Raw genomic sequence first — 14,869 nt, 5'->3', positions numbered from 1 at the left:
CGGGTCGGTTGTCAAAATCTGGTATGACCAGTGCGGCCACCCATTTTTGATCGTAGACAAGGAGAGCAAAATCGCCAGTAAAAAAATGCGCTTTTTTTCAGGCCGTGCGATCGTTACCGGTAAACAGCCGTCCATCGCGAACCAGCTCGCGCGGATAGCTGTTTTTCAGTCGTGAACCGACTTTTTTTGCCAGCCCGAGCGGGTATCCCTGATACGTCACGATCACTTCATCGCCTGATGGCGTGCTGTCAGGATAGACATCGCGACCACGGTACCACTCTTCGGCTTCCTGATGCGTCAGGGCAAAGGTATTCTCGCGTCCGGCAAGGGCGATGACGGCCTCATGCTGCCAGCGATAGCCTTTATTATGCACTTCCGCCAGGCGGATCCCGATTCGGGAAAAACGGACCTTTCCGATGAGCGGTTCGATCTCAGCCGGGAACAGCCATACCTCTTTATCTCGCATCCAGAGGCGCAGGCTCTCATCCCAGACCAGGCCAATTTTTTCGGCGGCGGCGACAAGCTGTGCTGCATCGCGACCTTTGAGGGGGGCAAACGGGAAGTTGCCGACCTTGAATTTAGGTGCTGGCAGGGGAGCAACCGCCTGTGTTTTACGCAGACGTGCCACAAAGAAGCCTTCGCAGTCGTAAATCTGTGGGAACACATGAAGGAAACCCTCAGGGGTGACCGCCTCCTGTGCTGAGGCAAACAGATCGTCGAGTGGCAGGAACTCGACCGCATCCGGGTATTGCGCTTTCAGCCACAAACAGACGTCTTCGTTTTCATCGCGGTTTAAGGTGCACGTTGAATAGACCAGCGTGCCGCCAGGGCGCAGGGCATGGAATGCGCTCTCGATCAGCTCCCGCTGCGTGGCGGCGATCTCAAGGTTGCTTTCCACGGACCAGTTCTTTAACGCATCGGGGTCTTTACGCACCACCCCTTCGCCGGAGCAGGGGGCGTCCAGCAGGATGGCGTCGAAGGCTTCCGGCAAGGCGGCGCCAAACACGCGTCCGTCGAAGTGCGTCAGGGCAACATTATGAATACCGCAGCGGCTGATGTTGGCATGCAATACCTTCACGCGGCTGGCGGAAAACTCGTTGGCGAGGATCGCGCCCCGATTACCCATACGGGCGGCAATCTGCGTGGTTTTTGAGCCAGGCGCCGCGGCCACATCCATTACGCGTTCAGGCGAATTGCCATCGGCGAACAGGGCTGCCACCGGCAGCATCGAGCTGGCTTCCTGGATATAGAACAGGCCGCTCAGATGTTCAGCGGTGCTTCCCAGCGGCACGGCGTCTTCGTCATCGCGCTCGATCCAGAACCCCTCAGCGCACCACGGTACCGGCGTAAGCTGCCAGCGGTACGGGGCGACCAGTGCCAGAAAATCCTCGACGCTGATTTTCAGCGTGTTGACGCGAATACTGCGGCGTAACGGACGCTGGCAGGCGGCGATAAAATCGTCTAACGACAGGTGAGAAGGAAGCGCCTCGCGCATCTGCGCCAGGAATTGTTCAGGAAGAAATACGGAGTTTTGAGCCACGGGCACACCACAGGGAAAAGTTCAGGTGCGCAGTGTAGCATAAAGGCTCCGGTGCGTTGACACCGGAGCCTTGCAGATTAACGCGGCAGGGCGGTTCCCCATTCGCGCCACTCTTTCGGTTCGCTTTCGAGCAGCAGGAAGTGTTTACCCGGCTGCGCTTTCGGTGCCAGCGGCGTTCCCGGCGGCGTGGCAAAAGCAATGCCACCGCGAATGAACTGGTTGAAGGTGCCGGTTTTCACCACGCCTCCCGTCAGGCCAAAGTCCAGCGAATAGCCGGATGCCAGCCAGAATACCGAGTTATTACGTACCAGGTGCTGGTAGCGTTCACTGATGCGCAACGCCACCATTACGCGGTCGGAGAGCGTCCCGAGCGTCAGGCCCGTGACAGTACCTACTTCAATACCGCGGAACAGCACAGGGGTGCCGATGCTCAGCGAGCCCGCTTCCGGCACTTCCACCACGATGCTCAGGCCGCCAAGGTAGCGCGAGTCGGTGATCGTGGCTTCCTGCAGCTCGAAATCACGACGGGCATTGCCCTGGCCTGGCTCCACGTTGATGTACGGCTGCAAAATGGTATCGAGATGCTCAACGCCTGCGGCCGAGATCTGCGGCGTGACCACCGAGAAGCGCGTACCCGTCCGGGCAAAGGTCTGCACATATTCCGGGTAAAGTACGGCAGTGGCCTGCACCTCGTTACGCGAGGTGATCAGCGTCAGCTTCTGGATCTGCCCGATATCAATACCCAGATAGCGGATGGGCATGCCTTCTGCCAGCTTACCGGCGTCAAACGCGTGCAGGGTAATCTGCCCACCCACGGCGCGGGCGGCGGTCTCGGACGGAAAGAGAATACGTTTGTCGCCCTTGCGCAGATTCGCGCCCGCACCGCTGAGGTTATCGAAGCTAATCGCCCCCCGCAACGCGCGTGAGAGCGGAGAGGCCTGCACGGTCAGTCCGTTACCGTTAAGCTGAACTTTCGCGCCGCCTTCGGCCCAGAAGACGCTGTTCGGCGTCAGCAGCTTGCGGTACTCCGGCTTGATGTGCAGTTCGATATCAAAGGCGTCGGCACGCGGGCGAACGGTAATCACTTCCCCGACTTCAAACTTGCGATACAGCACCACGGATCCCGCCTGAACGTCCGGCAGGGTCTCAGCGCTTAACGTCAGCGTGGTGGTAGGAAGATCGCTCAGGCTGTTTTCAATCGCTTTCTCCAAGTTGGCATACAGCGGGTAGCTGTCGCGCACGGGGCCTTTATCCCCCGGTAAAATGCGGATACCGCCGTTGACCCATTCGCTGGCGCTGGCGCCGAGAAACTCCACGCCGTCCAGACCCACCTTCACGTCGACGCGACTGTTCACCACGAATTTACTGTCACCGTGCACCAGATCTCTGTATTGCGGGTCGATGGCGACGGAGAATTGCACCCCATCCGCGGAGAGCTTGCGCTCCAGCACCTGTCCCACCTGCACGCCGTGTAAAATCAACGGCTGACCGGCTTCAATCCCATAGCTTTCAGGCGCATTCAGGGTAACCGTCACCACGCCCGGTTTTTGCAACAGAGCTTTATCCGCCGGAGCAATCACGAAGCTGTTGCTGGGCTGACCTTCACCCGGGATCAGCTCAAAGGTATTGCCGGTCAGCAGCGTGCTGAGGCTGGTATCGTTCAGCGAGATCTTTGGACTGCGCATTTCGATGCGCGTTTTCTCGCGCAGGAGATCGACCACGCTCGGATCGACCGTCATTTCGCCGGTGACCGACCCGCCCGGGTTGAGCGTCATTTTGGTGAGCTGGCCGACCTGCAGACCCTGATACATCAGCGGCGTTGAACCCGCTTTTAGCCCCTTAGCATCGGGCAGGGCAAGTTTGACGATCACGCCGCGCTGGCTGTGCGCCAGGTCGGCGTACAATCCGAACGTGTCATCAGCGGTGGCAGGGCTCGAGTTTTCCGGGGAGTCAAAGGCAATGGCGCCGTTCACCAGGGCGGCCAGACTTTCCAGCTTCACTTTGGCGCCGCTCAGGCTGAGGTCGGCATCCACGCCGGACACGTTCCAGAAGCGGCTGCCCTTTTTCACCAGATTGGTGAAGCGACGCTCGATCAGCACATCAATAGTGACGCCCTGTTTGTTCGGGTTAATCGAGTAATCGTACACGCGGCCAACCGGGATCTTACGGAAATAGACCAGGGAGCCACTGTTCAGGGAACCGAGGTCCGGCGCCTGGAGATGAATCATCAAATCGCCGTTATTAAGACGGTATTTGGGCTGCGTATCCAGCGCAACAAAGTGATCCTGCGGCTCGCCTTTGCCCGGCATCATGCCAATATAGTTCCCGCCCACGAGCGCATCCAGCCCGGAGACACCGGCCAGAGAGGCTTTTGGCGTCACCAGCCAGAACTGTGTTTCGCTGCGCAGGGCATCCTGCATGTCAGATTTGATACTGACCCGCACCTGAATCTTATTCAGCCCTTTTCCAAGGGAGATATCCTGAACCGTACCGACCTCAACCCCCTGGAAGCGAACGGGCGTTCGTCCGGCGACGATGCCGTCGGCGGTCTGGAAATCAATGGTGACCGTACTCCCGCGATCTTCATAGCTTGTCCAGATAAGCCAGCCTGCAATCATCAGGGCGATGACGGGCAGCAACCAGAATGGCGAAATGCGGCGTTTTGTTTTAATTCTCGCTTCAGTCGGCGAAGCGGGGGTTTCCTGACTCATGTGCATCCCAAAGTAAGCGGCTATCCAGCCATTCCACAGCAAGAATAGTCAATATCACCGCAGAGCCGAAATAAAAAGCCGCGGGTCCCATTGTAAAAGCAAGTAACTGATCGCGATTGATGAGCGACATCATCAGCGAAATCACGAACAAATCTAACATTGACCAGCGGCCAATCCAGGTGACGAATCGCAGAAGCAGAATGCGGGTCCGTAAACCTTGTTCACACTTTAAGTGAATGCTGATGAGCAGGGTAATCATCACTACCACTTTGGTAAAGGGAACCAGGATACTGGCAATAAAGACGATCGCCGCCACCCCGACATTGCTGTGCGCAAGGGAGATAATTCCGGAGAGGATAGTATCCTCCTGGCGTCCGCCATTCACGTAAATGATGGAAATCGGAAGCATATTTGCGGGGATCAGGAACACCAGGGAGGCGATCAGCGCGGCCCAGCATTTTTGCAGGCTGTTGTTGCGCCGCAGCCGTAATGGAATGTGGCACCGCGGGCAGCGTCCGCGCGGGTCGGGCAACCCGGTATAGTGGCAGCCCAGACAGACGCGCAGATTTTCATCGGGGCGCGTGGCGGGGCGCTGAGGGTAAAAACGCTCCCAGAGCTGCTCAACGTTCAGGTGGATCAGGGTCAGGATGCTCAGCAACACCAGACAGATGAAAGCAAAGAGTCCAATGCCGGGCTGCAAAAAGGCGTAGTCCTGGACTTTTATGGACGCAACGCCCACGCCGACCAGATAAATATCCAGCATGACCCACTCTTTGAGCTTATCCAGCATCAGCAGCACCGGGCGAAGGTTCATGCCAAGAATATTGCCAAACCAGAGATAGGCAATGGCGGCAACCAGCACCAGCGGTGCGCCAACGGTGCAGAACAGCACCATCGCGGCGGTAATCGGATCGCCCTGACGGGTCATCTGCCAGATACCCTGCAGCACGTTGGCATCAATGCGCACGCCAAGCAGGTAGAGCTTCAGCAGCGGTTCGCTCCAGGCGAAGGGCATCAGCAGCAGCATAGTGACGGCCATGGCGGCGAGGCGGGTCAACGACCAGTCGCGGCCATCGCGAATTTTAGCGTCGCAGCGGGGACAGAAGGCACTTTGGTGCGATTTCATCTTCGGCAACATAAAAAGCGTATCGCACTGGGGGCAACGCTGATAATGTGCACGAGGCAAAGCTTCGCTTACCGTATGGACAGTTATCTTTCTCGTCGGCGTAATTTTGGTTGTTTTTAAGGCCATCAGCTGCGCACAAATAAGTATTGTTGAAAGTTATAATAACTCATGAACGGATTCATCTTGAGCATGAGCGCATTTAATGCTTATTTTAATAGGCTATGCGGTAATTTTGTAAGACAACTAAGTGATTGAATAATGAACAAAACAGAATTCTACGCGGATCTGAACCGCGATTTTAAGGCATTGATGGCGGGTGAGACCAGCTTCTTAGCCACTCTGGCAAATACTAGCGCATTGCTGTTTGAACGTCTCTCTGACGTAAACTGGGCGGGCTTTTACCTTCTGGAAGGTGAAACGCTGGTGCTTGGTCCGTTCCAGGGCAAACTGGCCTGCATGCGTATCCCGGTTGGGCGTGGCGTATGCGGCACGGCGGTGGCCGAGAATCAGGTCCAGCGTGTGGAAGACGTTCATGCGTTTGACGGACACATTGCTTGTGATGCTGCCAGTAATTCTGAAATCGTTCTGCCGCTGGTGGTCAAAAATCAGATTATTGGCGTTCTGGACATCGACAGTACGGTCTTCAGTCGCTTTACAACCGAGGACGAACAGGGGCTGCGCGAGCTGGTGGCGAATCTGGAAAACGTACTCGCAGCAACCGATTATCAAAAATTCTTTGCGAGCGTCGCAGGATAATCAACGGATAACGTAGCATTTACTGATAGCGTCATTATAATGACGCCTGTTCATGCCTGCGCTTGTTGGCAACGTCCGTTGTAATCAGGAAATTTCATGGAAAATCAACCTAAGTTGAATAGCAGTAAAGAAGTTATCGCATTTCTGGCCGAGCGTTTCCCGCAGTGCTTCAGCGCGGAAGGTGAAGCTCGTCCCCTGAAAGTCGGTATTTTTCAGGATCTGGTGGCACGTGTTGAAGGGGAAATGAACCTCAGCAAAACTCAGCTGCGTTCCGCCTTACGTCTTTATACTTCGAGCTGGCGTTACCTGTACGGTATCAAACCTGGCGCGACTCGCGTGGATCTCGACGGCAACCCTTGCGGTGAGCTGGACGAGCAGCACGTTGAGCATGCGCGCAAGCAGCTGGAAGAAGCCAAAGCACGCGTTCAGGCACAACGTGCGGAACAGCAAGCGAAAAAACGCGAAGCCGCCGCGGCAAACGGCCAGGAAGAAGCGCCTCGTCGTGAGCGTAAACCACGCCCTGCGCCGCGTCGTCACGATAATAACGATCGCAAACCGCGTGCAGACAAACCAGCAGCAAAAGCCCCGCGTGCGCCTCGTGAAGAGCCGCGCCATACGCCGGTTTCTGACATTAACGCCCTGAGCGTCGGTCAGGCACTGAAGGTAAAAGCGGGTAACAATGCTATGGACGCCACCGTACTGGAAATCACCAAAGATGGCGTTCGTGTACAGCTGACTTCTGGTATGTCAATGATTGTACGCGCAGAACACTTGTTGTTCTGAAACGGAGGCCAAGCCTGGCATGAACACTTTTTTTAAGCTCACCGCGCTGGCGGGTCTGTTTGCTATAACAGGTCACGCTTTTGCAGTGGACGATATCACGCGTGTTGATCAAATTCCGGTACTCAAGGAAGAGACGCAGCACGCGACGGTGAGCGAGCGCGTGACCTCACGTTTCACCCGTTCGCACTATCGTCAGTTCGATCTCGATCAGGCCTTTTCGGCCAAAATCTTTGACCGCTATCTGAACTTGCTGGATTACAGCCATAACGTTTTGCTCGCCAGCGATGTCGAGCAGTTCGCTAAGCGAAAATCCGAGGTGGGTGACGAGTTGCGTTCAGGCAAGCTGGATCTGTTCTACGATCTCTACAACCTGTCGCAAAAGCGCCGCTTCGAACGCTATCAGTACGCGCTGAAAGTGCTGGAACGTCCAATGGACTTCACCGGCAACGACACCTTCAATCTGGACCGCAGCAAAGCGCCCTGGCCAAAAGATGAAGCCGAGCTGAATGCGCTGTGGGACGGCAAAGTTAAATACGACGAACTGAGCCTTAAGCTCACCGGCAAAGACGAAAAAGAGATCCGTGACACGCTGACGCGTCGTTACAAATTTGCCATTCGTCGCCTGGCCCAGACCAACAGTGAGGATGTCTTCTCGCTGGCCATGACGGCCTTTGCGCACGAAATCGATCCGCACACCAACTATCTCTCACCACGCAACACCGAACAGTTCAATACCGAAATGAGCCTGTCTCTGGAAGGTATCGGCGCGGTGCTGCAGATGGACGATGATTACACGGTGATCAATTCGATGGTCGCGGGTGGCCCGGCATCTAAAAGCAAAGCGATTAGCGTAGGCGATCGTATTGTGGGTGTGGGACAAACCGGCCAGAACATGGTCGACGTGATCGGCTGGCGTCTTGATGACGTGGTTGCGCTGATCAAAGGTCCGAAAGGCAGCAAGGTTCGTCTGGAAATTCTGCCAGCCGGAAAAGGCACCAAAACCCGTATCGTTACCCTGACCCGTGAGCGTATCCGTCTGGAAGACCGCGCGGTGAAAATGTCGGTGAAAACCGTGGGTAAAGAGAAGGTGGGCGTCCTGGATATTCCTGGCTTCTACGTCGGGCTGACTGACGATGTGAAAGTTCAGCTGCAGAAGCTTGAAAAGCAGAACGTCAGCAGCATCATCATCGACCTGCGCAGTAACGGCGGCGGGGCGCTGACGGAAGCGGTTTCTCTCTCTGGCCTGTTCATCCCATCTGGCCCGGTGGTTCAGGTGCGCGATAACAACGGTAAAGTGCGCGAAGATGCGGACAATGACGGTGTGGTCTACTACAAAGGTCCGCTGGTTGTTCTCGTTGACCGCTTCAGCGCTTCCGCGTCTGAGATCTTTGCCGCAGCCATGCAGGACTACGGCCGCGCGCTGATCGTCGGTGAGCCAACCTTCGGGAAAGGCACTGTTCAGCAGTACCGCTCTCTGAATCGTATTTACGATCAGATGCTGCGTCCGGAATGGCCTGCGCTGGGCTCGGTTCAGTACACCATTCAGAAATTCTACCGCGTAAACGGCGGCAGTACGCAGCGTAAGGGCGTCACGCCGGACATCATCATGCCGACTGGCACCCAGGAGACGGAAACCGGCGAGAAGTTTGAAGATAACGCGTTGCCGTGGGACAGCATCAATGCCGCGACCTACGTGAAAGCGGGTGATATGACGCAGTTTGGCCCTGAGTTGCTGAAGGCGCATAACGACCGCATCGCGAAAGATCCGGAGTTCCAGTACATCATGAAGGACATTGCGCGATTCAATGCTCTGAAGGATAAGCGGAATATTGTTTCTCTGAACTACGCTCAGCGTGAAAAAGAGAACAACGAAGACGATGCAACCCGCCTGGCGCGTATCAACGATCGCTTCAAGCGTGAAGGCAAACCTCTGCTCAAGAAACTGGACGATCTGCCAAAAGATTACCAGGAGCCGGATCCGTATCTCGACGAGACGGTGCATATCGCTCTCGACCTGGCGAATCAGGAAAAAGAGAAACCTGCCGTACAGCCCGCTCCGGCAAAATAACCTCCCAACAGGCACAAGACATTGTGCCTGTTTCTTTTTGTACTTTATCCTTCCGTCAGCCAGATTTTCAATTGTGTAAAGTTGTGTCTTTCTGGTGACTTACGCCCGCCGGATGCTTGAAAATAGCCGCAATACCCATACGATGTGGGTAATCGCATAGTGCGTTTTGTTAAACTGAGGTAAAAAGAAAATTATGATGCGAATCGCGCTCTTCCTGCTCACCAACCTGGCGGTGATGGTGGTTTTCGGGCTCGTGCTAAGCCTGACAGGAATTCAGTCGAGCAGCGTTCAGGGTCTGTTGATTATGGCGCTGCTGTTTGGTTTTGGTGGCTCGTTCATCTCCCTGCTGATGTCGAAGTGGATGGCACTGAAATCGGTAGGGGGTGAGGTCATTGAGCAACCCCGTAACGATATGGAACAGTGGCTGATGAATACGGTGGCTCAGCAGTCCCGTCAGGCCGGGATCGCCATGCCGCAGGTGGCCATTTACCATGCTCCGGATATCAACGCGTTCGCCACGGGGGCCCGTCGCGATGCGTCACTGGTTGCTGTCAGCACCGGACTGCTGCAGAACATGAGCCGTGACGAAGCCGAAGCAGTTATCGCCCACGAAATCAGCCATATCGCCAACGGTGACATGGTGACCATGACCCTGATTCAGGGCGTGGTAAACACCTTCGTGATCTTTATCTCCCGTATTCTGGCGCAGATTGCCGCGGGCTTTATGGGCGGCAACCGCGACGAAGGCGAAGAGAGCAACGGCAACCCGCTGATCTATTTTGCCGTGTCGATGGTTCTGGAACTGGTATTTGGTATTCTGGCCAGCATCATCACCATGTGGTTCTCCCGTCACCGTGAATTCCACGCGGATGCCGGCTCTGCGAAGCTGGTTGGTCGTGAGAAGATGATTGCCGCGCTGCAGCGTCTCAAAACCTCCTACGAGCCGCAGGAAGCGAACAGCATGATGGCCTTCTGCATTAACGGTAAATCCAAATCGCTGAGCGAGCTGTTTATGTCTCACCCGCCGCTGGATAAGCGTATTGAAGCGCTGCGCAGTGGGGAATACCTGAAGTAACGCAACAAAACACAAAAAGCCGGGCGGGAGAACACTCCGCCCGGCTTTTTTTATGCCTGAACCCTGGGCTGGGTCACCCGCAGGCCACTGACGACCGCCGCTAGGGTGGCAAGGGCGCCTGCGGTGAGGAGCGCAAGGTGGTTACCGTTTTGTCCGGCAAGGTTAAACATCAGGGCGACCAGTGCCGCACCGCTGCTTTGGCCCAGCAGACGCGCGGTTCCCAGCATACCGCTTGCCCCACCGCTGCGATGCCGTGGTGCTGAGGTGATAATGGTGTGATTATTGGGGGACTGGAACAGGCCAAACCCTGCGCCGCAGAGGATCATGCGCCAGATGATGTCCAGATCCGAAGGCGACGAGGGCAACAATGCTAACGCGAAAAGGCCTGTCGCCATCACCGCCAGCCCCAAAGCGCCCAATAAACCGGCATGAACACGTTCAATTAAATAACCTGCCAGCGGTGCCATCACCATCGTCGCCAGCGGCCAGGGGGTGAGCAGCAGCCCGGTTTCCACTTCTGAGCGGCCAACTACGCTCTGCAGAAAGAAGGGCAGGGAGACCAGAGCCAGCATCTGGGCGCAGAACGAGCAGACAGACGTGCAGATGGAGAGCGAAAAGAGGGGAATACGCAGCAGGTCAACGGGCAGCAAAGGAACTGGCAGGGTGAGCTGGCGGCGTACAAAGAAGAAGCCGATCGCCAGCAGGGCGATGAGCTCCGCGGCGGTAAGCACCAGAGATTGTCCCTGGGCAAAGCCGCTCAGCGCCGTAATCAGCAGGCCGAAGGTCAGAGCATTCATCACCGCACTTGCCACGTCGAAGCGCGGCATGCTGCTTTTGGAGCCGTTAGCGGGAAGAAAGCGCAGAGCAAAAAAGATGGCGACGATACCCAGTGGCACGTTAATGGCGAACAGCCATTGCCATGACGCAACGGAGAGGATCGCCGCCGCAATTGTTGGCCCGGCGGCAGAAGAGACGGCGACAATAAACGAGTTTATCCCCATTCCGCGCCCCAGATGACGCTGCGGATAAATCAAGCGGATCAGCGCCGTGTTTACGCTCATGAGCGCCGCGCCGCCAAAACCCTGCGCAATACGCGCAAGCGTCAGGGTATGCAGTGAATCTGAAAGGGCACAGAGCAGGGAGGTAAAAGTGAAAACCACCAGGCCGCACTGATATACCCGGCGGTAGCCGAACATATCGCCGAGGAAAGAGAACGAGAGCAGTGACACCACAATCGCAATCTGGTAGGCGTTAACAATCCAAATCGAACTGGCGGGTGAGGCATGCAGGTCGCTGGCGATGGTTGGCAGGGCAACGTTTGCAATCGCGCCGTCAAGGACGGCCATTGAGATACCGATAATGATGGTCGCTATTGCGCCATACCGCTGGGGTAATGGCAGGCCATCAGAAAGATTCTTTTCCATCAGGAGTAAAAAGCTCAGCGTGAAATTATTCTCAGGGTAACTATTTTAGCATTGTTACAGCCGCGATATGTCGCAGATTTGTAACGAAGTAAACGCGGATTGATTGCAGGTGACATGACGGGAACTTATAATAAAAACCGGTTCTGATTTTTATAAAACACTCGCTATGAGGTGGTAAATGGCTATTGCGGATTTGGATAAACAGCCAGATTCTGTTTCTTCCGTGCTGAAGGTGTTTGGCATCTTACAGGCGCTTGGAGAAGAGCGTGAAATAGGTATTACAGAGCTGTCGCAGCGCGTGATGATGTCAAAAAGCACCGTTTATCGCTTTTTGCAAACCATGAAGTCACTGGGTTACGTTGCGCAGGAAGGCGAATCTGAAAAGTATTCTCTGACGCTTAAGCTGTTTGAATTGGGTGCGCGTGCGCTACAAAATGTTGACCTGATCCGCAGCGCTGACATTCAGATGCGTGAAATCTCTCGCCTGACCAAAGAGACCATTCATCTCGGTGCCCTGGATGAAGACAGCATCGTTTACATCCATAAAATCGACTCCATGTACAATCTGCGCATGTATTCGCGCATTGGTCGCCGCAACCCGCTCTACAGTACCGCCATTGGTAAAGTTCTGCTGGCGTGGCGCGATCGCGAGGAAGTGAAACAGATCCTCGAAGGCGTGGAATACAAACGCAGCACGGAACGAACCATTACCAGCACGGATGCGCTGCTGACGGTGCTCGACCGCGTGCGCGAGCAGGGATATGGCGAAGATAACGAAGAGCAGGAAGAGGGGCTGCGCTGCATCGGCGTTCCGGTATTTGACCGCTTTGGCGTGGTGATCGCGGGCTTGAGTATCTCCTTCCCAACCTTACGCTTCTCCGAAGAGCGTCTGCATGAGTATGTGGCTATTCTGCACACTGCGGCACGGAAAATTTCTGAACAGATGGGATATCACGACTACCCGTTTTAATCCCTGCTGGTAGAAAAAAACGCCGCATCTGATGCGGCGTTTTTTGTATGTCATTCACCAGGCTGATTAGCCATTATCAATCACGACGGATGTTTTACGCAGTACAGGGCAGTGGGTTAAGCCAACGATCCCACTGTCAGTATGCAGATATTGGGCAGTGCTCATTCCCTGTGCTGTGAGATATTTACACTGAATGCCTAGCCCGGCTGCGTTTTCGGTGCTCCCCACGAGCACGCCATAGCCCGTTAACAGAAGGCCAATCCAGACAAGGGCCAGTGCAATAATTGTTCGAATGATGAATCGCATCATTACCTCTTTTATCGTTGTTATCGTAATGCTAGCGTAAAGCGTTTACGCGATGAAACAAGTGCAGGATTCTGAAAAAAAACGCGATGGAGGCACAGTTAGTCCTTGTTTAAGATAAGCGTGATAATCTCGTTACATCAGGTCCTTAGACGGAGTGTGGAGTGAAAAAAATACGCTGGGTAATTCTGATTATCGTGCTGATAGCGTGCGTGGTGTTATGGACGCAGACGATCAATGTGATGTGCGATCAGGATGTACAGTTTTTTAGCGGCGTTTGCGCAATAAACAAGTTTATTCCGTGGTAATAGACATTTTTTCTCAACGTGATTTCCTTCCTTCGCGCCAGTGGTAAAATAGACGTTTTTATTGAGGTGGTGAAATGGGTGAGTTACTGAATTCAGGGCTGCTGAATATAGCATCCCTGATGATTTCTTTGGTGGTACTGCTTGTGGGGCTGGTCATCTGGTTTTTCGTGAACCGCGCCAGTTCCCGTACTAACGAGCAGATCGAACTGCTGGAAGCGCTGCTCGATCAGCAAAAACGTCAGAATGCGCTGCTACGCCGTCTGTGTGAGGCTAACGAACCGGAAGAGAAAGACGCGCCGAAAGACGCGGTCGCTGAAGATAACAAAGACGAAGACGACTTTATCCGCCTGGTGGCTGAGCGTTAATCTTTTTGTCCTGGGAGGTGGCTGTGGTCTGGAAAAATCCCTGGTATGACCCCTCCCTGAAACATCACACCCCAAACGGTTTTTGTAATACCGATCCTGTCGGACATCAACCCGGCGACCTTGACCGTTGGCGTAAAGCGCGTAAAGAGGCCGGATTACCGAAGCCGCCCGCGCTGGGTTATGAAGACTTTATCCGCCAGTGGTGGCAACCGGTTGAGCTTACGCAACCTCAGGAAGATGGGGTATGGTGGCTCGGACACGCGAGCGTGTTGCTGCAGCTGGACGGCAATACCATCCTTACCGATCCGGTGTTTTCTCGACGCGCTTCTCCGCTGCCTTTCCTGGGACCCCAGCGTAAGACACCCCCCGTACTGTCTGTCGAGCAACTTCATCAGCTGGATGCGGTCGTCATTTCCCATAATCATTACGATCATCTTGATGACGCAACCCTTCGCCGAATCCTCAAACGCTTTCCCGACGTCAGTATTTTTGTTCCTTTGGGCCTCGCCGACTGGTTTCGCCGCCGGGGAGCAAAACGCGTGGTCGAACTCGACTGGTGGCAGAGTTTCACCTGGCAGGGGATGACGCTGACCGCCGTACCGGCACAGCACTGGAGCATGCGCACGCCATGGAACCGCAATCGTTCCTTATGGTGCGGCTGGGTGATGGAAGGACGGCATCACCGTTTCTGGTTTAGCGGTGATACCGGTTATTCACCTGAGCTGCTGTTAATTCCTGAACGCCTGGGCCAGATAGATGCCGCCGCGTTACCGATTGGTGCCTATGCCCCACGATGGTTCATGGCTGTCCATCATATGGATCCGCAATCTGCGGTGGCATTGTGGCAGCAGCTGGGCTCACCGTTGGCATTCCCCATTCACTGGGGCGTGTTTGAACTGGCAGATGAAGCCTTAGATGAACCTGTGCAGGAGTTAACTCACGCACTCGATAATTTAGCACCAGTTAACCATTCTTTCAGGATACTGAAAATTGGTGAATATTTATCCTTATAAACGAAGCGATAAATTGTTGCATATATTGTTGATGTAAACGCGCGCAGGAATGTTTTATTTTTATCGAAACGTTTTGCTTGCCTTCTTTTGATGCAGAGTCATAAAAATTTCATTATTTTGGTGCATAACGCTGTTTATTCGCTGCTGCATTTTAATACAGCTGGGCGCGGGTTATTAACACTGTTTTTTCTCTGAAACAATTTGGTCGCGTTACAATGATTTAAGCATAAGTTTTCACAAATTGTTCTAACTCAATCAAGACGTAAGATTTCTTTTCCCGTTTGCTGGACGGTTCGTAATGATTGAGCTATGTTAAAAAAGTCTTAGATTACAGCGGGTGTGAAAGCAACGCTGGGTCTTTGTTACGCAGCAGGGCTGTCTGTACGTGATGCGCATAATTGTGCAAAACCTGACAGGCACTGTTCGA

Annotated in this window: 13 protein-coding genes; 8 read left to right on the top strand and 5 right to left on the bottom strand. The window is 54.6% G+C overall.

Going from position 1 to position 14,869, the window contains the following annotated elements; all coding sequences use genetic code 11:
- Positions 1 to 97 precede the first annotated feature (97 nt).
- From rsmF to yebS, 3 genes are all read right to left on the bottom strand, one after another.
- Complete coding sequence (gene rsmF / locus V1572_RS16505; protein ID WP_395299387.1) at positions 98 to 1,540, bottom strand: 16S rRNA (cytosine(1407)-C(5))-methyltransferase RsmF; 1,443 nt, start codon at positions 1,538 to 1,540, stop codon at positions 98 to 100.
- 77 nt (positions 1,541 to 1,617) lie between these two features.
- Positions 1,618 to 4,251, bottom strand: coding sequence for a PqiB family protein (locus V1572_RS16500; RefSeq protein ID WP_045908226.1), 2,634 nt, complete (start codon positions 4,249 to 4,251; stop codon positions 1,618 to 1,620).
- Entirely contained in the window at positions 4,220 to 5,503 is a 1,284-nt protein-coding gene (gene yebS, locus V1572_RS16495) for a membrane integrity lipid transport subunit YebS (RefSeq protein ID WP_045908227.1), read from the bottom strand. The genes V1572_RS16500 and yebS overlap by 32 nt, the downstream gene beginning before the upstream one ends.
- 132 nt (positions 5,504 to 5,635) lie before the next feature.
- On the opposite strand from yebS, the gene V1572_RS16490 reads away from it, so the two are divergent.
- The 4 genes from V1572_RS16490 (at position 5,636) to htpX (ending at position 10,059) form a co-directional block, all read left to right on the top strand.
- Positions 5,636 to 6,133, top strand: a complete 498-nt coding sequence (locus V1572_RS16490) for a GAF domain-containing protein (protein WP_395299386.1) — start codon at positions 5,636 to 5,638, stop codon at positions 6,131 to 6,133.
- A gap of 96 nt (positions 6,134 to 6,229) precedes the next feature.
- Complete coding sequence (gene proQ, locus V1572_RS16485) at positions 6,230 to 6,916, top strand: RNA chaperone ProQ (RefSeq protein WP_014884292.1); 687 nt, start codon at positions 6,230 to 6,232, stop codon at positions 6,914 to 6,916.
- A gap of 19 nt (positions 6,917 to 6,935) precedes the next feature.
- A complete protein-coding gene (gene prc, locus V1572_RS16480) occupies positions 6,936 to 8,984 on the top strand; it encodes a carboxy terminal-processing peptidase (RefSeq protein WP_025910096.1) in 2,049 nt (682 codons plus the stop codon).
- Positions 8,985 to 9,177: 193 nt separating this feature from the next.
- Positions 9,178 to 10,059: a protease HtpX gene (htpX, locus tag V1572_RS16475; protein WP_014884290.1), complete on the top strand. Its 882-nt coding sequence runs from the start codon at positions 9,178 to 9,180 to the stop codon at positions 10,057 to 10,059.
- 50 nt (positions 10,060 to 10,109) lie between these two features.
- On the opposite strand, the gene V1572_RS16470 is transcribed toward htpX, so the two are convergent.
- Positions 10,110 to 11,483, bottom strand: a complete 1,374-nt coding sequence (locus V1572_RS16470) for an MFS transporter (RefSeq protein ID WP_252076984.1) — start codon at positions 11,481 to 11,483, stop codon at positions 10,110 to 10,112.
- Between the two features lie 178 nt (positions 11,484 to 11,661).
- Here V1572_RS16470 and kdgR point away from each other — a divergent pair, with 178 nt between their 5' ends.
- Positions 11,662 to 12,453 (top strand): DNA-binding transcriptional regulator KdgR, encoded by a 792-nt coding sequence (gene kdgR, locus V1572_RS16465; protein ID WP_048029440.1) that lies wholly within the window; start codon positions 11,662 to 11,664, stop codon positions 12,451 to 12,453.
- A 66-nt stretch (positions 12,454 to 12,519) separates the two neighbouring features.
- Here kdgR and V1572_RS16460 read toward each other — a convergent pair whose 3' ends face one another.
- Positions 12,520 to 12,759: a YobH family protein gene (locus V1572_RS16460; RefSeq protein ID WP_045908230.1), complete on the bottom strand. Its 240-nt coding sequence runs from the start codon at positions 12,757 to 12,759 to the stop codon at positions 12,520 to 12,522.
- Positions 12,760 to 12,920: 161 nt separating this feature from the next.
- Here V1572_RS16460 and mgrB point away from each other — a divergent pair, with 161 nt between their 5' ends.
- The 3 genes from mgrB to V1572_RS16445 all read left to right on the top strand — a co-directional run bounded on the left by mgrB (position 12,921) and on the right by V1572_RS16445 (position 14,442).
- Positions 12,921 to 13,064 carry a PhoP/PhoQ regulator MgrB gene (gene mgrB / locus V1572_RS16455; RefSeq protein WP_006175995.1) on the top strand — a complete coding sequence of 48 codons (144 nt, stop codon included), beginning with the start codon at positions 12,921 to 12,923 and terminating at the stop codon, positions 13,062 to 13,064.
- Positions 13,065 to 13,138: 74 nt separating this feature from the next.
- On the top strand, positions 13,139 to 13,429 hold the full coding sequence (locus V1572_RS16450) for a YebO family protein (protein ID WP_024909723.1): 291 nt from the start codon (positions 13,139 to 13,141) through the stop codon (positions 13,427 to 13,429).
- 23 nt (positions 13,430 to 13,452) lie between these two features.
- A complete protein-coding gene (locus V1572_RS16445) occupies positions 13,453 to 14,442 on the top strand; it encodes an MBL fold metallo-hydrolase (protein ID WP_252076986.1) in 990 nt (329 codons plus the stop codon).
- The last annotated feature ends 427 nt before the right edge of the window (positions 14,443 to 14,869 follow it).

It is taken from the genome of Enterobacter quasiroggenkampii (assembly GCF_043972695.1).
Lineage (GTDB): Bacteria > Pseudomonadota > Gammaproteobacteria > Enterobacterales > Enterobacteriaceae > Enterobacter > Enterobacter quasiroggenkampii.
This window is presented reverse-complemented; position numbering and strand designations above follow the sequence as displayed.